This is a genomic window from Desertibacillus haloalkaliphilus (assembly GCF_019039105.1).
In the GTDB taxonomy this organism is placed as follows: domain Bacteria; phylum Bacillota; class Bacilli; order Bacillales; family KJ1-10-99; genus Desertibacillus; species Desertibacillus haloalkaliphilus.
On the sequence record NZ_JAHPIV010000010.1, the window covers coordinates 170,557 to 190,585 of the forward strand.

General features: G+C 40.2%; 21 protein-coding genes. 17 read left to right on the plus strand and 4 right to left on the minus strand.

The genetic code is table 11. The features are described 5' to 3' along the window. The first annotated feature begins 55 nt into the window (after positions 1-55). A complete protein-coding gene (locus KH400_RS12995; RefSeq protein WP_217225146.1) occupies positions 56-721 on the plus strand; it encodes a hypothetical protein in 666 nt (221 codons plus the stop codon). A gap of 450 nt (positions 722-1,171) precedes the next feature. After that, a complete protein-coding gene (locus KH400_RS13000; protein ID WP_217225189.1) occupies positions 1,172-1,990 on the plus strand; it encodes a squalene/phytoene synthase family protein in 819 nt (272 codons plus the stop codon). Between the two features lie 334 nt (positions 1,991-2,324). Here the strand turns inward: KH400_RS13000 and KH400_RS13005 are convergent, their stop codons facing one another. Next, positions 2,325-2,807 carry a YqeG family HAD IIIA-type phosphatase gene (locus KH400_RS13005; RefSeq protein WP_217225148.1) on the minus strand — a complete coding sequence of 161 codons (483 nt, stop codon included), beginning with the start codon at positions 2,805-2,807 and terminating at the stop codon, positions 2,325-2,327. A 177-nt stretch (positions 2,808-2,984) separates the two neighbouring features. On the opposite strand from KH400_RS13005, the gene KH400_RS13010 reads away from it, so the two are divergent. Continuing rightward, positions 2,985-3,188: a hypothetical protein gene (locus tag KH400_RS13010; protein ID WP_217225150.1), complete on the plus strand. Its 204-nt coding sequence runs from the start codon at positions 2,985-2,987 to the stop codon at positions 3,186-3,188. A gap of 61 nt (positions 3,189-3,249) precedes the next feature. Continuing rightward, complete coding sequence (locus KH400_RS13015; protein WP_217225151.1) at positions 3,250-3,486, plus strand: DUF3892 domain-containing protein; 237 nt, start codon at positions 3,250-3,252, stop codon at positions 3,484-3,486. Positions 3,487-3,537: 51 nt separating this feature from the next. On the opposite strand, the gene KH400_RS13020 is transcribed toward KH400_RS13015, so the two are convergent. Beyond that, complete coding sequence (locus KH400_RS13020) at positions 3,538-4,128, minus strand: CBO0543 family protein (protein WP_217225153.1); 591 nt, start codon at positions 4,126-4,128, stop codon at positions 3,538-3,540. Positions 4,129-4,333: 205 nt separating this feature from the next. Here KH400_RS13020 and KH400_RS13025 point away from each other — a divergent pair, with 205 nt between their 5' ends. From KH400_RS13025 to KH400_RS13040, 4 genes are all read left to right on the plus strand, one after another. Beyond that, positions 4,334-5,863 (plus strand): fatty acid--CoA ligase family protein, encoded by a 1,530-nt coding sequence (locus tag KH400_RS13025; protein ID WP_217225155.1) that lies wholly within the window; start codon positions 4,334-4,336, stop codon positions 5,861-5,863. Positions 5,864-6,043: 180 nt separating this feature from the next. Then, the gene (locus KH400_RS13030) at positions 6,044-6,256 is read left to right on the plus strand and encodes a PLD nuclease N-terminal domain-containing protein (protein ID WP_217225156.1); all 213 of its coding nucleotides are present in this window, start codon (positions 6,044-6,046) and stop codon (positions 6,254-6,256) included. Next, positions 6,256-7,191 (plus strand): ABC transporter ATP-binding protein, encoded by a 936-nt coding sequence (locus tag KH400_RS13035; RefSeq protein ID WP_217225157.1) that lies wholly within the window; start codon positions 6,256-6,258, stop codon positions 7,189-7,191. Before KH400_RS13030 ends, KH400_RS13035 begins: the two co-directional genes overlap by 1 nt. Continuing rightward, positions 7,166-7,945, plus strand: coding sequence for an ABC transporter permease (locus KH400_RS13040; protein WP_217225158.1), 780 nt, complete (start codon positions 7,166-7,168; stop codon positions 7,943-7,945). Before KH400_RS13035 ends, KH400_RS13040 begins: the two co-directional genes overlap by 26 nt. 671 nt (positions 7,946-8,616) lie before the next feature. Here the strand turns inward: KH400_RS13040 and KH400_RS13045 are convergent. Together KH400_RS13045 and KH400_RS13050 are read right to left on the minus strand one after the other, a co-directional pair. Next, on the minus strand, positions 8,617-9,057 hold the full coding sequence (locus KH400_RS13045) for a hypothetical protein (protein ID WP_217225159.1): 441 nt from the start codon (positions 9,055-9,057) through the stop codon (positions 8,617-8,619). A 171-nt stretch (positions 9,058-9,228) separates the two neighbouring features. Beyond that, on the minus strand, positions 9,229-9,375 hold the full coding sequence (locus KH400_RS13050) for a hypothetical protein (RefSeq protein WP_217225160.1): 147 nt from the start codon (positions 9,373-9,375) through the stop codon (positions 9,229-9,231). An 807-nt stretch (positions 9,376-10,182) separates the two neighbouring features. Here KH400_RS13050 and KH400_RS25310 point away from each other — a divergent pair. From KH400_RS25310 to KH400_RS13090, 9 genes are all read left to right on the plus strand, one after another. Beyond that, complete coding sequence (locus KH400_RS25310; RefSeq protein WP_281418704.1) at positions 10,183-10,311, plus strand: hypothetical protein; 129 nt, start codon at positions 10,183-10,185, stop codon at positions 10,309-10,311. Further along, positions 10,304-11,722 (plus strand): sodium:solute symporter family protein, encoded by a 1,419-nt coding sequence (locus KH400_RS13055; RefSeq protein WP_217225161.1) that lies wholly within the window; start codon positions 10,304-10,306, stop codon positions 11,720-11,722. The genes KH400_RS25310 and KH400_RS13055 overlap by 8 nt, the downstream gene beginning before the upstream one ends. Continuing rightward, positions 11,715-13,424 (plus strand): sensor histidine kinase, encoded by a 1,710-nt coding sequence (locus KH400_RS13060; RefSeq protein WP_217225163.1) that lies wholly within the window; start codon positions 11,715-11,717, stop codon positions 13,422-13,424. Before KH400_RS13055 ends, KH400_RS13060 begins: the two co-directional genes overlap by 8 nt. Continuing rightward, positions 13,399-14,793 carry a sigma-54-dependent transcriptional regulator gene (locus KH400_RS13065; RefSeq protein WP_217225164.1) on the plus strand — a complete coding sequence of 465 codons (1,395 nt, stop codon included), beginning with the start codon at positions 13,399-13,401 and terminating at the stop codon, positions 14,791-14,793. Before KH400_RS13060 ends, KH400_RS13065 begins: the two co-directional genes overlap by 26 nt. A gap of 208 nt (positions 14,794-15,001) precedes the next feature. Continuing rightward, positions 15,002-16,219: an NRAMP family divalent metal transporter gene (locus KH400_RS13070; RefSeq protein WP_217225165.1), complete on the plus strand. Its 1,218-nt coding sequence runs from the start codon at positions 15,002-15,004 to the stop codon at positions 16,217-16,219. A gap of 35 nt (positions 16,220-16,254) precedes the next feature. Further along, complete coding sequence (gene pxpB / locus KH400_RS13075; protein ID WP_312889167.1) at positions 16,255-17,004, plus strand: 5-oxoprolinase subunit PxpB; 750 nt, start codon at positions 16,255-16,257, stop codon at positions 17,002-17,004. Further along, positions 16,988-17,758, plus strand: a complete 771-nt coding sequence (locus tag KH400_RS13080; protein ID WP_217225191.1) for a LamB/YcsF family protein — start codon at positions 16,988-16,990, stop codon at positions 17,756-17,758. The genes pxpB and KH400_RS13080 overlap by 17 nt, the downstream gene beginning before the upstream one ends. After that, positions 17,755-18,720 (plus strand): 5-oxoprolinase subunit C family protein, encoded by a 966-nt coding sequence (locus KH400_RS13085; protein ID WP_217225166.1) that lies wholly within the window; start codon positions 17,755-17,757, stop codon positions 18,718-18,720. The genes KH400_RS13080 and KH400_RS13085 overlap by 4 nt, the downstream gene beginning before the upstream one ends. A gap of 281 nt (positions 18,721-19,001) precedes the next feature. Next, positions 19,002-19,928, plus strand: coding sequence for a manganese-dependent inorganic pyrophosphatase (locus KH400_RS13090; RefSeq protein WP_217225167.1), 927 nt, complete (start codon positions 19,002-19,004; stop codon positions 19,926-19,928). The last annotated feature ends 101 nt before the right edge of the window (positions 19,929-20,029 follow it).

Consider the following 20,029-nt stretch of genomic DNA (forward strand, 5'->3'; position numbering starts at 1 on the left):
TAAAAGATTAATAGCCATTAAATCCTTTTCAAGGGAGTAAGCATGGAGGTCCTGTATGTTAACTAAATTTTATCAGCACATGTTAGTGTTATCGCTTATAGTGTTAATAGTTTTCTCTAACCAGCCATTAGAAGGGGCAGCAAGTGGAAGTAGGGCGGAGTCAGAAGTGGAATTGGTTGGGGATACAGTGGCATTTGTGAAGGAAAGCTTTTTAGAGGAGTATTCTGAAGAAGAGTTCGGAGGAGTTTATGTGGACAATAACCAAATCCAATTGCTTGTTGTTGAAGAGCTGTTTTCTTCACATGAATTAGACAAGTTTGAAGAGGATTTGAAAGGTAAAAATATTAATCGTACAGTTAAGGTTGAAAGTGTAAATTATTCAGAGAAGGAGCTTAACAAGGTTATCAGCAATATAGTTGAAGACTTAAAGGAAAACGGTAAACTGTCAAAGGCAGGGATCGAGATTTCTGGAGCTTTTACAGATGTGAAGACAAATCAATTAGAAATCCGATTAGTTGAAAATACGGAAAATAATAGAGAATTTATTAAGTCACAATATAATATTGATTCTAACCAAGTAAGATTTGTTCAGCAACCTCGACCTCAACTACTTCAAGGAACCGAGGATCGGAATGATGAAAAAAGTTTCTTGAATGCGGCTTCCGAACATTTGATTAAATTATTTCAAGGTTTAATATCTATTTTCACATTAACTTCTTAAGATAAAAGCTTTTAGTGATGAACGATTAGACAATAATAGATGGGATGCTTTCGTAGAGCCCGCCTGACTTGTTCTGTTAACGAACAAAATCATATAATAACCACTGTGAATGTATTAAATGTTAGTAATGAAGAGGAGTTATCGGTAGTCTGGAACTTGTTTTAATTATTTTTTTGGATCGTTTTTCTTTATAATTTTATATGTAGTCGTTAAAATGGTAGTAATCAGACATGTTGTGTACCAACAAGTTCAAAGTAGAATACCTGTTAAGCGAATACAAGAAAACAATGAAACCACTAATGAATGCTCTGCATGAATGAGGAAAATGTCTACAACATATTGAAAACATAATAATGAAGAGATTTAACTAACAAATGAAGCAGAATAAACGATGTTCAAATATCTGTTGCTTATCAAAGAACAGCAGTAAAGGTGGAGGAATTGAATAAAATGAATGAAAAGACGTACCCAAAGGATGCTATGCGTGTATTAAAAGAAACGAGCCGTACATTTTATATTCCAATTACTTTTTTGCAAAAGGAATTAAAACATACGGTTGCATCTGCTTATTTAGTATTTCGAGCCATCGATGAAATTGAAGATCACGATGAAATCGATAATGATCTAAAACACTCTGTATTAACACAAGTGAGTGAATTGTTCAAACAGCCCTTTGATGAAGAGAAGTATGTACAGATTCTTGAACCAGTAAAAGATACAATGCCTGAAGTTACACTTCGTTTAGGGGAGTGGATCGAAGCGTGTCCCGAGAGTACTCTACAATTTGTTATGGATGCTGCGAGTGAAATGGCATTTGGTATGGCGAAGTGGGCAAACGTAAACTGGAATATCCAGACACGTGAAGATTTAGATGACTATACATATTACGTTGCAGGACTTGTTGGAGTATTGCTTTCAGAACTATGGGAGTTTTGTGCTGGTGTGAAAACAGACCGAGACCTTGCAATTGGTTATGGACGAGGCCTTCAAGCTGTCAATATTTTACGTAATGAGCAGGAAGATTTAGATGAACGTGGTGTAAGTTTTGTACCTGATCATTGGAGTCGCACAGAATTATTTGATTATGCGGATGAAAACTTAGCAAAAGCGGACGAATATATGAAGTCACTCGATAAGCGAAGTATTTTATTATTCTGCCGTTTACCATTGTCACTCGCACATAAAACCCTAAAAGCGATGAAAGATGGACGTGAAAAAATAACTCGTGCTGAAGTAGAACAAACAGTAGAAGAAATCCATGTAGATTAACATGCGAAGAATTTTTTATAATGGAATACCAAACGACGTGGGCGCCTCCTTTGGCATTAAGTCGATGAAGGACAAAACCGGGTAGAAGAGCAATAGAAATGTGCTTCATAAAGCCGATGAAGGACAAAACGTGGTAGAAGAGCAATAGAAATGTCCTTCATGAAGCCGATGAAAGACAAAACCGGGTAGAAAAGCCAGAGAAATGTCTTTCATAGAGCCCATAAAGCGCCAAAAGCATAACACCAGCAAGGCCATCCCACCTCTTATCGGATTGCCCCATTTCTGTCTATGGACATTTCGACATTGGCGGATCGACTACGATCTCGGCGTTCGTTCACCACCGCAGTCGAATCAGTTTTTCGATCTGCCTTTTTAAAGTGATGTTCCAAGGTTCGTGCTCTCGACCTAGTGGCTTTACTAACGCGGTTTTTATATTGAGACGTTTTCCGCACCAAACATCGGTTAGAAGTTGATCCCCTAAAAATAGGCTTGTTTGTTTTTGGATGCCTAGCTGTTTCATTTTCTGTTCGAGGACGGATGTTAAAGGTTTTTTGCATTTTCCAAACCCAGTGATGTTATAGGGTTTAACAAAAGCATCGACGCGGTCCTGATTATTGTTCGAAGCAATGATTAAGGTAATATCATTTTCTTTTAACATCTTAACCCATCCTTCTAATTCTTTGTCACCAGGTTGGTCATGGATAGCGAGTGTACTATCAAGATCAGAAAAAATAGTTTTGATATTATTCTTTACGAGTACATCCGCGGATAAATCAGAAAAATGGTGAATTTCAATGTCTGGTTTAAAATAAATCATCGACTCACTTCTTTCTCGAGACTAATTAGGATTATTTTATCCTAATGATACCGTCTTACTAATGAAATTCAACTATATTTTGATCGCTCAGCTAGAAAGATTTGGTTGCATAAATTCCGCCTATCAGTTGAAAAAATACAATTGTAATAGATTAACACTTGGGAAATGGGTGTTTAGATGGCAACACAAGGACGGATCACTTCAGAACAGCAACGAATATTGTTGCTTGATTTACATGAGCTTCTGCGAGCTTTAGATGGTGAATGTGAAGAAGACGAAACATTTCAAGAACTTGTGACCGAATTAAACATGTTCACAGGTGACCTACGTATGCTGGCAGATAGGCTTCATCATGAAATGAGGGAACATGAAAACTCATGAATCATTGGCTTGAATAATCACGCTGATCCTGTACACCTTATGGAGCAAGGAGGATGATAGAATGGATCCGACACGTCAGGAAACATTTGTAGCCGTACGAAAAAACAATGAAGGCGATATCGTTGAATTAAAGACTTCGGCAGGGCGTATCCTTGATTATAGGCAAGCACAAGAAGAGGTTCAAAACGGAACGATCATAGGTGCTAATGTGTTCACAGGTAGAGATGGAGATCCGCATTTACGTAGTAATGCTGATGATAATCCTGATAATAACCTTGATAACTTACCACACTTTTAACGAGAGACAAGAAACCTGAGTGGTTGAGGAAACTCAATCACTCAGGTTTTTTTAGGGTGCGTATCGACCTAACAGGTAGCCAAACATGAATATCGTTACAATCAATATGAAATGGACCAATGCCCAGCCTAACCGTCCATAACGTAAGGTTTTGATCGGAATCGGCTTTCGATTATGAGGGGGAATGAGTAAGCCACCTATCCATTCGAATAATAATAAATAAATCCACCACCATGTGTACGAATCCCAAAAGTTCCATTGATATTCATATCGTATTAAATTCGTTTGCTCGATTGCATAGCTTTCTGCTGCTAGACCGAGGTGGACGATGACCCAATAAAAAGGGATCTTCCAAGGCCATGCTTTTGGACAGTAACGCACCCCTATCAAAACTAAAAAGGGAAACGCTGTACTGATTGCTAGGATTGGCATTTCCGATAATCCCGGGAACAACCGATATGGATATGAATAAAAACCGAACAGAATAAAGAGAAAACAAAGCAGGTTACCAACGAGTACACTGCACAAAAACAAAAGACCGTACCGTTTCCAATCATGTTTCATAATCCAAACAATGCCGATAAGACTAGCGATGATCGAACTAACTGTGATCAATGACTCGATATTCCAACCTAAGTTCAAACCAAACACCACACTTGTAAATATGTATGTTACAACCTCTTACATAGTCTTACCGCTATACGTGAGAAATTACCTTTTAATTAAAAGTGATTGAGGTGCCAAAACATTTTTAAATACTTGTAAGATTTGAAAAATTGGAATATAATTGATGTAGTTATTCACATGGATGAGTGACTATTCATTCACTGTAAAAAGGGAGGATGACATGGAAAATTTAAGTCGCCAATTATTGTTGTCTGCAAGTGAAAATGCTTTAAAAGTTGCTTATGAGTATGAAGGTCAGTCGGTTACGTATGAACAATTTAATGAACAAGTGAATCGCTTTGCTAGTAGCTTAGAAGAGTTAGGGGTTCAAAAAGGTGATCATGTTGCACTTTTGTTAGGCAATAGCCCGGAGTTTCTCATTAGTTATTATGGTGCTTTGCGTATCGGTGCCGTTGTCATTCCAATTAATCCTATTTATACAGCAGAAGAGGTTACATACATTTTAAGTAATGGCAACGTCAAGGCCGCCGTCGCCGTTGAACCGATGGTACCGCTATTTGAAAACGTGTTAGATGAGCTTCCAGATCTTGAGTTTGCGATCATTGTTGCACAAGAGGACAAGCCTTTTTCACGAAAAGAAATGAAATCGTTTACAACATTGCTAAATTTGGGTACTGACATTCGTGTTCACCCTCAATTATCGCTAGATGATATTGCTGTTATTTTGTATACGTCTGGTACGACAGGCAAGCCGAAAGGGGCGATGCTTACTCACGAAAACTTAATGAGTAATGCCCGCGATGTTGCCGCTTACCTTAACATTAATAAAGACGACAAGGTAATTGCAGTCCTTCCAATGTTCCATGTATTCTGTATGACAGTTGCAATGAATGCTCCGATTTCAGTCGGAGCAACGTTACTCGTATTCCCTAAATTTAGCCCACAAGACGTTTTCCAACAAGCAAAAGAAAAGCAAGCAACCGTATTTGCCGGTGTTCCAACGATGTATAACTTTCTATTACAGTCTTCTGACGGACATGAAGATGATTTCGGGAGTATTCGCTTATGTATTTCCGGTGGTGCGTCGTTACCTGTTGCCCTCTTAAATAAGTTTGAAGAGAAGTTTAATGTACGGGTTTCAGAAGGCTACGGCTTGTCAGAGGCGTCACCAGTGACTTGTTTTAACCCGCTAGACCGTCCTCGTAAAGCTGGTTCAATCGGGAAAAGTATTACAAATGTTGAAAATAAAGTGGTTAATGCGGAGGGCGAAGAGGTTCCAGTAGGCGAGGTTGGTGAATTGGTCGTTAACGGACCAAATGTGATGAAGGGGTATTACAAGATGCCGGAAGAGACGGAAGCCACCATTAAAAATGGCTGGTTATATACAGGTGATCTGGCCAAAGTGGATGAGGATGGCTATTTTTATATTGTCGATCGAAAGAAAGATATGATCCTTGTCGGTGGCTATAATGTTTATCCGCGTGAGGTAGAAGAAGTTTTGTATGATCATCCAGATGTGTTAGAAGTAGCCGTCGTTGGTGTTCCAGATCCCGATTTTGGTGAAGCTGTTCAAGCGTTTGTGGTGCCAAAAGCTGGATCATTGACAGAAAATGATGCGTTAGACTACTGCAAAGACAAGTTGGCAAAATATAAAGTTCCTAAAGAGATTACGTTTTTAGATGAACTCCCTAAAAATACAACAGGTAAAATCTTACGACGCGCCCTGAGAGACGAGCTGATTAAAAAATAAAGAGAGTGACGAGAGGAGATGCCCCAAATGATTTGATCATTCGGGCATCTTCTCTTTTGTCATTAAAAAGCCGAGAACATAGTTCCTTTCCGATAAGGGGATACTTTACAAAATGGATCTGCTTTTGTCTACAGAGGTATGCACTTTTGATCATACGTGTAACGAAAAGAGGGTGAGTACATGAATGAGTTTATCGAGGTCATTGAAACAATCGACTTAGCAGTTTTGTTGCCGTTTATCGTGATCCAACTTTTATTGCTTGTGATTGCATTGATTGACTGGTTTCGGGTTGAGGAGACAAATGGACCGAAATGGCTCTGGTTATTAATCATCGTGTTTGTAAATATGATCGGCCCAATTTTATATTTTATCATCGGAAGGAGGCGAACGTAATGGCTGTCGTTACAGTCAATAACTTAACAAAGTCATTCGATGGGCAAACGGTCGTTGATAACCTATCGTTTACGTTGGACAACGATCATTGTATTGCTTTGCTAGGACCGAACGGTGCAGGTAAAACGACGACGTTAAACATGCTCACTGGTCTACTACGTCCAAGTGCCGGGTCAATTGAATTTGAAGGAGCCTTGTCTACTTCGAATGATGACCTGCGAAAATATATCGGGTATTTACCGCAGTACCCTGTTTTTCACGATTGGATGAGTGGGCGAGAGTTTTTAGAGTATATGGGTAAGCTTGCTTTTTTACATGCGCGAGAAGCCGAACGCAGAACCAAGGAATTGTTACAATTTGTTGGGATTGCTGAGGCAGCCGATCGCAAAATTGGGAAATACTCTGGCGGGATGAAACAGCGGTTAGGAATCGCACAAGCGATGATCCATCGTCCAAAATTATTGATTCTTGATGAGCCAGTATCTGCGCTTGATCCGATTGGACGTCGCGAGATCCTTGAGTTAATTAGAGAATTAAAGCAGGATACGACGATTTTATTTTCGACACATGTTTTAACAGATGCCGAAGAAGTCAGTGATGATGTGATTATCCTTCATCAAGGAGAGGTAAGAGTAGCGGGTAGCCTACAGCATTTACGGAAGGACCATCAACAAGCGGTAATTGTTGTACGAGTGGATGGACAGGCAAAACAGTGGATCGAACCTTGGTTACAGTTTGAGTTTGTACGAAACATAACATTTGAGAGTGATACGGCAAAAGTTTTCGTAAGCGACTTAGAACAAGCAAAATCAGCTTTACTACGAAAGGTGATTGACGAAAACATCCCTATTGAAAAATTTGAGGTTGAAAGCACAACCCTTGAAGATCTTTTTGTAAAGGTGGTAGGACATGAACCAGTGGATGACACTTTTTAAAAAAGAGCTACTTGAAATGTGGCGTAATTATAAATGGCTGTGGGTGCCGATCGTCTTTATTATTTTAGGCATGACAGATCCGTTAACCTCGTACTTTATGCCACAAATTCTTGAAGCGGTCGGCAATTTGCCGGAGGGAGCTGTATTTGAAATGCCTACACCTTCGGGACGAGAAGCGTTGTTAATGAGTATGGGTCAATTAAACATGATCGGTGTTCTCGTTATTGTGCTTGCATCGATGGGATTGATTGCTAGTGAGCGAAAAAGTGGGCTAGCGGCGATGATTCTCGTTAAGCCTGTTTCTTATGTATCGTATGTGACAGCAAAATGGGCTGCACTTGTCCTATTAGGTGTGGGTTCGATATTTGTTGGTTTTCTATCAGGATGGTATTATTCTTCATTGTTATTTGACCCGATTTCTTTTCAGTTGTTTTTTTATAGCTTTCTAATCTTAGCCTATTGGCTTATTTTTATTTTAACGATCACCGTCTTTTTTAACACTGTTTTTCTCCTTCCAGGTGTTGTGGCGTTTACGACATTAGTCACGATTATTCTCCTCTCTACGGTTACGAATACGTTTGAACAATGGATGAGGTGGAGTCCCGCTTATTTAACAGAGAGTATTGGGTCATTGCTCATGGAAGGTGGAATTCAGGACAATTTTTGGATAACAGCTCTAGTCACAGCCGTTTTCATCGTTATCCTGTTAAGCGGAGCAGTTGCCGTACTTAGGAACAAGCAATTAGCGAAATAATATTGTTTGATGAGAGGTTGGGACAAAAGGTTGGTTTGTACCTTTTGACCTGGCCACTTTTTCAATTTGAAGGATTAGGACGAGCTAGCAAAGGTTCATAGGTGATAAGAGAGGGCATCTCATTTATAGGTAGAAATTTTAAAATAATAAGTGTATGTACAGGCGAATGTTCATACGCTTGTTAAGAAACAACTGGAGGAAATTTCAAATGAAGATGAGTAACAGATTTCATCATTGATGAAGGTAAATTTAATTAAGTGATTGTTTATTGTTACTGCACTAACGGTTGCCACCCTTGAAAAAACATGGAATACTCGTTTTCTTATTGAACGTTATGATGTGGTGGAGAGAGTTATTTGTTGCTATTTGGAATGAAAAGGAAGTAATATCTTCTTCAACGGGTGCGATCGTGAAAGAGGCTTTAACTATTCTAGTGTCGCTAATGGGGAGTTTAGGGTAAGAGGGGTGAAAATAATAACAATCCTAATAAAATTACACCTTCAGCTTCAAAACTAGGTGATAGCTTAAATTATAGGATAAGAGACCAACAGACTAGGTGGTGGAGGGGAATAGGTTTAAATTAAAAATAGATCATACTCTATAAACTATGTAACTTAATCAAAAATAGGACGGTACTGTGACAGTTACAGCCGTCCCATTGTTTCGTTATTTTAACACTTTTTTAAAATTTTTTTAGTTTGTACTTTAACCTTACCAAGTTGTTCCTTTAAATCTGCTAGCTCATACAGTATTTGATCCATTTTAGACTCTAATTTTTTCAAATCATTATTTTCCTGATTTTGTACAGTTGAGAAATTTTCTATTAAACCTGTTTCGTTAATAATTGTATTTATTTTTCTCATAATATTATTTACATTATCGGATTCATTATTTGAATGCTCAACCGTTTCTAATTCGTCTAACAGACCATTTATACTGTTGAGGGAATGATTAGACGACAAATTGGAAAGGTCATTTAGATTATCTGCATTTGTGTTCTTTAATAAGTTTACTGCAATATTAAGGATCCCACCTAGATCTACATCTTCATTATATGTTTCATGATTAGATTCCGATATACCATCATTCTTTTTGTCGTTAAATTCACTCATGTTATTTATCTCACCTTTCTTCAATTAAATTAATTCACTTAAAGTGTTGACTTTAAGTAACGTGTACCAAAATAAATCATATAAATAATAAAAATGTGTAAACATTTTTTCATTGGGATATCTAGGAGGCGCATGAAGCGCTCTCCTAGATATGTGGGGCAAGGGCTATTCTTAAGCTGTTGCCGCAGCAGAAGACCCTTGTCCCAGAAGTTCTCGAAGACATCTGATAATAAGGTTGCGCTGCTGTTCGTTACCAATTAAAATGGCTACTAGTAAGGCAACTAAAAAAAGTAGCGCAATAACTACTAATGCTAACATTTATTTCCCCCCCTTTTTTTAACAATAACGTTGTAAGGCTTCGTACCTTACAGTGACATACTATGACTTAAGATAATGCATGCTTATAGCATCTGCCGTATTTTCTAGTAAAAAGGGCGAATTATAGATAATAGTCATTCGAATAGATTAATAAAATTAAACGATTTAAAGTTATCTACTGAACCATTTGATACATCAGATCTTATGTGAGTGTCTATTCATATTTTTAACGTGGAATTCTATAGATGAAGTTATTTTTTGTGTGTTTCCCAATTAAAAAAGGAGAGCTTGATCATTGTATAGGAGTAGCAACAACGCAAGAATGTACTGGAAAATTTTTGAAACAAGGAGTTTCCCCTTTAACATAGGCGATATTTGAATCAACGGGGCCTTTTCATAGTACGCTACAGGACTTGGGGAAGGATTTATTCTGAGTAATCCGCACCTTCCAATTATCAAGTAACTGAAGGTCCCGAAATCTTGTCGATAAAAAACCAAAAATTTAACTTCACCATCTGTAAAACGAAGAGGCTAGTCCTTTGCGTTTTTTCGGTGCTATTTCATTGTCTAAAACTATGCGATTACTCTCATATTATCCTTGTGAGTTCGGTTCTTCTACTACGCAACCAAACTACTTCTGAAAATGTTCCCTTTCCTTCCCACCAGTACAAGGTTGTAAAGTTTTACAACTCCGGTCTGTTATTTTCATTTCGCTTGGAAGCGGTTTTGGATTCTCCCTATGCTCTTATGATAAAATGAATAAGTTATTTTAACCAAACGGTGCGGACGTACTAAAGGGGGATACATATGCTAGATTCTTTATTTCCGTGGAATACATGGTTGATCATAGGCAGTGCTCTTGTGGTTGCGATGATATCTCCTGTTGTTGTGGGAGAATGGCTGATTCATCGCAGGAAGCGAGAGCGCAATGGTTGATCCGTTCATTTATTTAGGCTATTTCTTACTTTATACGATTGTCATCTTATATTTAGGGAAATATGGCTTCGATCGGTCTGAGACGGTTAAGGAATATTACCTTGCCAACCAATCGCTAGGGTTGTTTGTGAGTATCGCAACGTTTTCTGCGACGTGGTTAAGTGCAGCTTCAATGCTAGGGCTACCTGGACTTATCTATCAATATGGCTATTCAGCGATCTTGTATAGTGTTGTTTGTTGGTTTCTTGGTGCTGTATTGCTGGTTGTGATGGCAAGGAAGTTACGTGCTTATGATGTCGTTACGATTCCTGAATTTTTTTATAAACGGTATCATAGCCGGTCCCTGCAAATAGGTACAGGCATTATTTTAGTGATCACCTATGTTTTATACATTGCGATTCAAATCCGTGGGTTTGGGATTGTTGTATCCTATATGTTAGATATTCCGTTTTCAGTGGCTGCATTACTTGTGTTTTTATTTTTAATTTATACGACCTATGGTGGATTATATTCTGTAGCGAGGACAGATGTTTTTAACTTTTTTTTAATCATCCTTGGCACGTGTATGGCTGCTTTTTTGATTTTGCAGGAAACTGGCGGTTGGGCCAATGTCCATATCGATATCGTGCGGCTAACTGAAGGGAGTGAAAACGATTGGTTTCATCCATTTTACTATGGGAATGCCTCTTTATTTGTGTTTATAAGCTCGTTTCTATCCCTTGGACTTGGGTTAGCGGCTAACCCTCAATATGCGATTCGCTTATTATCGACCACATCTACAAAACATGCGATTCGGATGGTGAGTGTTAGTGTGCTATTACTAGGTTTTCTTTATCTAGCATTAATCATTATCGGTATTGGATCGATTTCTCTTCTTTCAGCCGAAGGACAATTGCCGGCGGACGAAGTTTTTCCTTACATTATTCATGATATCATTACATCTCCTTTAAAAGGGGTCATTTTAATGAGCATTGTTGCAGCCTGTATCTCGACAGCAAATTCACAGTTATTGCTGTTATCGAGTAGTTTTGTTTATGATGTTTATCAACGATTTTCAAAGAAAAGGGAGCGAAGTGAAGCTGAAATCATCGGAATGAACAAATGGATGATTACGCTCCTTGCGCTTCTGTCGCTACTGATTTCCCAACAACCATTTGAAAGCTTACTTTATTTTAGTGGACAAGTATGGGGAGTGATTGCCGTTTCTTTTTTCTTCCCATTATATGGAGGCTTATTTATGAAAAAGGCGAGCAAAAGGGGGAGCTGGGGTTCCATTGTGGTTGGATTACTCACCTATGTAACTTGGGGCGTCTTCACACCAGCCGAATGGCAAACCGTGATTCAACCCGTGGTTCCTGCACTGCTTTTTGCTGCGATTGCCTTTTGGCTATTGAGGGATCATCATGAGTAAACGAACGATTGAAAAGAAAATCTTACTACCATTTCTACTCGTTGTCATCTTACCGATTCTTGCCTCAGGTCTTTCCTCCTATTGGACCGTGTCTAATGCGTACCAACAGCAAATGTTTCTAGCAACGGAACAAACGATAGACAGTTGGTTTTCCATTCAAGAACGAATTCGGGGGTATAGAGATGACGGTCGGATCAACAACGACGATTACGAGGAGCTGCTCGGTGAGCTTCAAGTGGAAGTAGGTGACCTTCAGCCATTGACACCTATAAGTGCAGAGCAAGAAGTGCGCCCCGATGGTTGGACGAGACTTGATGATACACTAATTGGAAAGCAGCATTGGGTGTATGTTGTAACGGATCCATTCACCTCAATTCAATACGAGTATCCTATTGAGTTATCTGTATGGACAGAGGCAATGCAGGAGGTTCAAAAATATACAGTTCTAGTCGTTATCATTGCATCGATTATAGCGGTTCAGCTCACGATTATTCTCTCTCATCATATCGCTAAACCGATCCGTAAATTAGCAGAGTTCTGTCGTTCGATCGGTGAAGGTGGAACAACGCTGCCACCTGAGCACGTCTATCAAGGTAGACGAGATGAGATTGAGATTCTTGGAGAAAGTTTAAAAGAAATGATTGAGAGTCTAGAACAAAAAAATGATTCATTGAAACAAATGAAAGATTTTCAAGAGCGATTGTTAAATGGCACCTTACTAGGGATTTATACGATTACATTGGATGGTCAAATTCTTCTGAAGAATGAAAAGTGGAAACGTATTGAAACATCGGTTCCTACATTTCAAGACAAAGTGGACAGGTGGTTGAAAGATCCTCATCAAGAAAGCGAGGTACAAGAACAGTGGCAGCTTGAGAGCACAAACGGAAGGAAAGATTTGCTCGTAAAAAAAGTGCCGCTTGAAGATTCAGAAGGAAGCATTGTCGCCTTACTATGTACGGTTGAAGACATTACGTCAGTGAAAAGGATCGAAACTAAAATCGAGACGATCAACCGATTAACATCGTTAGGCAGGCTATCAGCACAAATCGCTCATGAAATTCGCAATCCACTAGCTGGGATGAAGACAACGTCTCAAGTGTTAAAGAAACGGTTGACATTAGACGAAAAAGAACGGCAACTGTTTAATATGATTGAAACTGAAATTGACCGTTTAAATAAAACGATCACGAAAATGTTGGTTTTTTCACGGCCACGGGAGGCGAATCGTGAGATAGTTGCTTTTATGGATGTTTTTAGAGAATCGAATCGATTGATTGAGCAGGCAAGGAGATCAAAGGGAATTTCAGTTATTGAACGAATTGATCCCGCTGTTACGGTTTATATCGACCGTGATCATTTAAAACAGATTTTATTAAATGTATTGATCAATGCGACAAAGGCGGTCGATGCCGGTGGGCGAATGGAGGTGAAGGCATATGATAATGGTCCGTACACGTTCGTTGAAGTCACAGACAATGGTAGTGGGATAACAAAAGAGGATCTTCCGAAACTATTTGACCCGTTTTTTACAACAGATACCAAAGGAACAGGATTAGGACTAGCTGTTGTTCAGCAACTTGTCTTACAAAATGATGGTGAAGTGAAAGTAGAAAGTAATCCGGGAGAAGGAACGACCTTTACACTAATTTTTCTAAGAAATGAGGGGAAAGAAGTTGGAGCAGAAAATAGCAATGATTGAAGATGAAACAACGATTCGTTATTCACTTGAAATGGGCTTTGCTGACCTTGGCTATACAGTGGAAGGTGCTGAAACATTAGAAGCGGGAATGCGACTCCTTTACGACTTCCAACCCCAAGTTCTTTTACTTGATGTTAGGTTACCAGACGGAGATGGAATTGAAAAGTTAACAGAGATCAAAGAGGCTTTCCCTGAATTGCAAATTATTATGATGACAGCTTATGGGAATACGGCGAGTGTCGTTCAAGCGATGAAAAATGGTGCCATCGACTATTTAAGTAAACCGTTTGAATGGGATGAGATTGAATTCATCGTTTCAAAAACATTTGAGCACTTAAAACTTCGTCACCAAGTGGAACGGTATGAATGGGAAACACAAGCGCGTAACCAAGACAAGGAAACATTGATCGGTGAATCACGCGTGATGCAAGATCTGTTAAAAAAAGCAATCGTAGCTGCCCCTACAGAATCCACGGTACTCATTCATGGGGAAACGGGTACAGGAAAAGAACGAATCGCTCAAATGATTCATGAAGAAAGCCGTCGAGCAAAGGGCCCATTTATGGCTTTAAACTGTGGGGCGATCCCTGTACATTTAATGGAAAGTGAACTGTTTGGCTATGAAAAAGGTGCATTTACTGGAGCTGGGCAATTAAAAAAAGGATTAGTTGAATGGGCCGATGGTGGAACGTTGTTTTTAGATGAGGTCGGCGAGATGCCACTTGATACACAAGTGAAACTGTTACGGTTTCTAGAGACACGGACGTTCAAGCGGGTCGGTGGTCACCTTGATATTAAGACAGACATTCGGATCGTCGCAGCAACAAATCAGCATCTTGAAGAAGCAGTCGCACAAGGAACCTTTCGTTCCGACTTGTATTATCGTTTGCATATTGTCCCTCTCCATGTTCCGCCCTTACGGGATCGAAAAGAGGATATCCTTCCGTTAGTGGACTATTTCTTACACGTATTTGCAAAACAGCTCAAGAAACATGTCCCTGTTTTGACAGATGAAGCTAGACAGAGCTTGCTATCATACCACTGGGCAGGAAACGTTCGCGAGTTACGAAACATCGTTGAACGGTTTGTTATTTTACATGAAACAGGAACTGACGTTACGTCCTTCCTTGAAGGGCAGCATACAGGTGTTCCATCATTCAAAGAGGAAAAGCAAAAGCTAGAGCTGGACCTGGATCTTCTTGACTTTGATGAACCATTTTCACTAAAGGACGAATTAGAAAGAATAGAACTCGGCTATATTAAACAAGCATTAGAGAAAACGAAATGGAATGTATCCAAAAGTGCTGAGTTGCTTGGTATGAGTAGGTACGCTCTGCAAAGGCGTATTGATAAGGCGAAACTTCAGTGATCAAAACCGCCCATGTTGTGCGATTTCGCACGATGTGGGCGGTTTTGATCGTTATTGATCTTGTTCATGAAAGTAGCGACCAATTGGAATGCTAAACGTATCGGCCTCTAATACGAGCGATTTCGAGCCATTGTGTGCAAATTCTAAAAATTTGGCACAACAATTGCATATTTAAAAAGTAGATCAATAAATAGAAAGGGTGAATAAGATGAGTCAACATTCATCAAACGATCAAAAAAACGAGCGAAAGAATCGCTTAAGTGTCATGGCAGGGGCAGCTTTTTTGATGGCTACATCTGCAATCGGACCAGGATTTTTGACACAAACGGCTGTGTTTACTGAACAGTTGTTAGCAAGTTTTGCTTTTGTTATTTTAGCATCGGTGATTTTAGATATTGGAGCACAGGTAAATATATGGCGCATCATTGCCGTTTCTAAGATGAAAGGACAAGACATTGCCAATGCGGTGTTTCCAGGCCTGGGGTATGCCGTCGCCTTCTTCATTGTCTTAGGAGGTCTTGCGTTTAACATTGGAAACGTTGGTGGAGGTGGATTAGGGGTAAATGCACTTCTAGGTTTTGACCCCGTGATTGGTGCGGTCATTACCGGACTGATTTGTGTGGGGATCTTTTTATCGAAGGAAGCTGGAATGGCGATGGACAAAATCGTTCGCTATCTAGGTGGTTTAATGATCCTACTTACGACGTATGTGATGTTTGTTAGTCAGCCACCAGTCGCAGAGGCGGCATTACGAACCGTTGCACCGCTAGAGATTGATATGTTAGCCATTATTACGATTGTCGGTGGGACCGTTGGTGGCTATATTACCTTTGCAGGGGGTCACCGTCTCTTAGATGCCGGCATTTCAGGTCAAGAAAATCTTCGTCATGTCACAAATACAGCGGTTTCAGGAATTGTAGTTGCTTCGATTATGCGAGTGATTCTATTTTTAGCTGTACTTGGAGTTGTATCAGCTGGGTTTGCATTAGATCCTGATAATCCAACAGCATCAGTGTTCCAAATTGCAGCCGGTGAAATCGGCTTCCGTATCTTTGGGCTTGTCCTATGGGCTGCGGCGATTACGTCTGTGGTTGGTGCCGCATATACGTCTGTTTCTTTTTTAACAACGTTTCACCCGAGCATTGAACGAAACAAAAAATATTGGACTGTTGGCTTTATTGTTGCTTCAACAACGATCTTTGCTCTTATTGGTCAGCCGGTAACATTATTGATTTTAGCAGGGGCCTTTAACGGGTTAATTTTACCGTTAGCTTTAGGTTCGATTTTATTTGCTGCTCATCGCTCTTCGATTGTTGGTAAGTACAAGCATCCGATTTGGATGACGACTTTTGGTGGAATTATCGTACTTTTGACAACATTCTTAGGAATCAGGACTTTAATTACGAACATTCCACAGTTATTCTAGGAGTATAGAGATAATGATGAGAGGGGGATGACGTCGTGGACGGTGTAAAAATGTCTCCGTTTGGTGACGCGGCGATTCGAATTCAGTTTGGTTCGGTATTGTCTAAGGAACTTAATCAAACGATTCGAAGCTTTAGTCAACAACTGCAACAGGAAGACTTGCGCGGGGTAACCGAATGGGTACCGACATATACGGCAGTAACGGTGTTTTATCAGCCGGATAAGGTGTCATATCAAACATTGACGCAGCAACTGATGTCAGTTTACGAAGAAGTAAAGGATAGCAAGGTCCCTCCCGCAAAAGTGATCTACATTCCGACTTATTATGGTGGCGATGTTGGACCTGATTTGTCTTATGTCGCCGAACGAAATCACCTCTCCGTTGATGAAGTGATTTCGATTCATTCCAATCAACCATACCTGATTTATATGATTGGCTTCACACCGGGTTTTCCTTATTTAGGTGGGATGTCAAAGAAAATTGCTACGCCACGTCTCGAGTCGCCACGCGCGAAAGTACCTGCTGGCTCTGTCGGAATCGCAGGTGAACAAACAGGGGTGTATTCGCTCGATACACCAGGAGGTTGGCAAATTATTGGTAAAACACCTGTGAAGCTGTATGATCACACGCGGACTGAACCTGTACTACTTGAAGCAGGGAATTACCTGAAGTTTTATTCTGTGACAAAAGAAGAGTATCAAGCGATTGAGGAGCAAATCGAAAACAATACATATCAATTGAAACAAGAATGGATGGAGGAAGCTAATGATGAATCATCAAATTGATTTAAATAGTGATTTAGGTGAAAGCTTTGGTGCGTATCGAATCGGTCAAGATGACCAGGTGTTAACACATGTTACTTCGGCTAATATTGCTTGTGGCTATCATGCCGGAGACCATAATGTCATGCATAAAACGGTGAAACTAGCGATCGAAAACAATGTCGCGCTAGGGGCGCATCCCGGCATTCAAGATTTAATTGGCTTTGGGCGCCGTGTCATGCAATTAGATCCCAAAGACGTGTATAACTTTACGGTTTATCAAATTGGCGCTCTCCAAGCGTTTGCGAAGGTTTATCAAACAAATTTGCAGCACGTTAAGCCCCATGGTGCGTTGTTTAACATGGCCTCAAAAGATCAAGCGATTGCAAAAGCGATAGCTGAGGCTGTTTATGACGTTGATCCAACGTTAATTTTATTTGGGCTGTCTGGTGGAGAACTTGTGAAAGCTGGTAAGGGGCTCGGTCTCCAAGTGGCACAAGAAGTGTTTTCAGACCGTACGTATCAACCTGACGGGACGCTGACACCGAGAACGGAGCCGAATGCAATGATTGAAGATGCGGATGAAGCGGTTGAGCGTGTCATCCAAATGATTACAAAAGGGACGGTAGAAGCTGTAGACGGGTCAACGATACCACTACAAGCAGATACGATTTGTGTGCATGGGGATGAACCGAGTGCACTCGAATTTGTAAAAAATCTAAAATCTGCTTTTGCAGCGAACAAGATTGAAGTCGCTGCGATTGGGAAAAATATATGAAGCAAGAAGTTTGTGAAGTTCAATCGCCTGGGTTATTAACGACCGTCCAAGACCTCGGGCGTTTTGGTTACCAGCAATATGGCATCGTCACGGCTGGAGCCATGGATTCCTATGCACTCCAAGTTGGTAATCTATTAGTTGGAAATGAACGTGAAGAGGCAGGGCTTGAGGTCACGGTGATGGGGCCGAAACTCAACTGGCTAACGGATGCGGTCATCGCGATAACGGGTGCAAACCTTTCACCGATGATCGATGGTCGAGAGGTTCCGATGTGGAAATCGATCTGGGTTAGGAAAGGTCAACGATTGTCCTTCGGTAAGCCGGTAGATGGAGCGAGAGCCTATGTGACGATCGCTGGAGGGGTTGATGTTCCTGAAGTGGTTAGCAGTAAGTCTACGTACTTAAAAGCGAGTCTTGGTGGCTTTTTCGGTCGCGAGCTTCAAAGAGGGGATATCATTTCACGTACGAGTCCGACTGTTGAAATCAATCATGTCGGAAAAACGATACATTCCGATTTAGTCCCTAAGTATGCAGAGACAGAGGCGATCAGGGTCATTCTTGGACCAGATGAAGCGTCCTTTTCTCGTGATGGTCTCGACACGTTTTTAGGTTCAACATACACCGTTAGCCCGCAGGCGGACCGGATGGGTTATCGGTTGAGTGGACCAAAAATTGATCATGTCGTTGGTGCTGATTTGTTGTCCGATGCGATTGTGCCTGGCACGATTCAAGTCCCAGCAAATGGGCAACCGATCGTTTTGCTCGCTGATAGACAAACTACCGGTGGATATACACGGATCGCGACTGTAATCTCAGTTGACCTTCCATATATCTCACAACTTTTACCGGGTCAACAGGTTCGTTTCCAGACCGTCTCGGTTGAACAAGCGCAAACAGCCTGCAGCCATCAACAGCTAACGCTTCGTCGCTTAAAAATGGCTGTGGATGGTATAAAACGATAACCGATCCAAGGTTGTATAAATAAAGAACGCGTTTTCAACAAGGGGTTCTCCCTCTCTTATGTGGTATTCACTTAAGGAGGGGACCCCTTCGATGTGTGTTCTCTATTAGGTTGATGATCGTTGTAATAAAACCGAGTAAAATGATTGAATATAATGGGATTATAATGTAAACTAATGGTAGTACTTTCATAGAAATCATATTTTCTACTACAATTTGACATCATTAACTGGTAGAATAAGCATTGATAGCGAAGAGCATTGAAAAAGAAGGAGTGGGAAAATTGGGTAAACAATTTATATTAGGGCACAAAAATCCAGACACGGATTCCATTTGTTCGGCACTAGCTTATGCTGACTTGAAAAAAGAGCTAGGTGTGGATGTTGAACCTATTCGCTTAGGAGAGGTGAGTAGTGAAACACAATTTGCCCTAGATTACTTTAAAGTAGAAGCACCTCGTCTTGTTGAAAAAGTAGCGTCTGAAGTCAATGAGGTTATTTTAGTTGACCACAATGAGCGTCAACAAAGTGCTGATGATATTACAGAAGTGACTGTTCTAGAAGTAATCGATCACCACCGTATTGCAAATTTCGAGACAGCTGATCCTCTATATTATCGTGCTGAACCAGTAGGATGCACAACGACGATCTTAAATAAATTACATAAAGAGCATGGTGTTGAGATCAAAAAGGAAATGGCAGGTTTAATGTTATCTGCGATCATTTCTGATACGTTATTATTTAAATCGCCAACATGTACAGATCAAGATGTGGCTGCTGCTCGTGAATTAGCTGAGATCGCTGGTGTAGATGCTGAAGAATACGGGTTAGAAATGCTAAAAGCTGGAGCCGACATGAGTCAAAAAACCATTGAACAATTAATCACGCTTGATGCAAAAGAATTTACAATGGGATCTAGTAAAGTAGAAGTAGCGCAAGTCAATGTTGTTGATACGGACGATGTACTTGGTCGTCAAGATGAATTAGAAGCGGGTCTGAAAAAAGCAATTGCTGATAAAAACCTCGATCTATTCGTTTTTGTTGTGACAGATATTTTAAACAATGATTCGGTTGCTGTTTCGCTTGGTGATAAAGCGAAGGTAGTTGAAGATGCATTTAATGTCACATTAGACAACAACCGTGCGGTCTTAAAAGGCGTTGTTTCACGTAAAAAGCAGATTGTTCCAAATTTAACTGATAGCTTATCATAAAAACGAAACACATATCGAGGCTGAGACAAAATGATATGCTCCCTCTAGGGTAGACAGATTAAAAAATAAAAATCTGTTTTACCTTAGGGGGAGTATTTTTG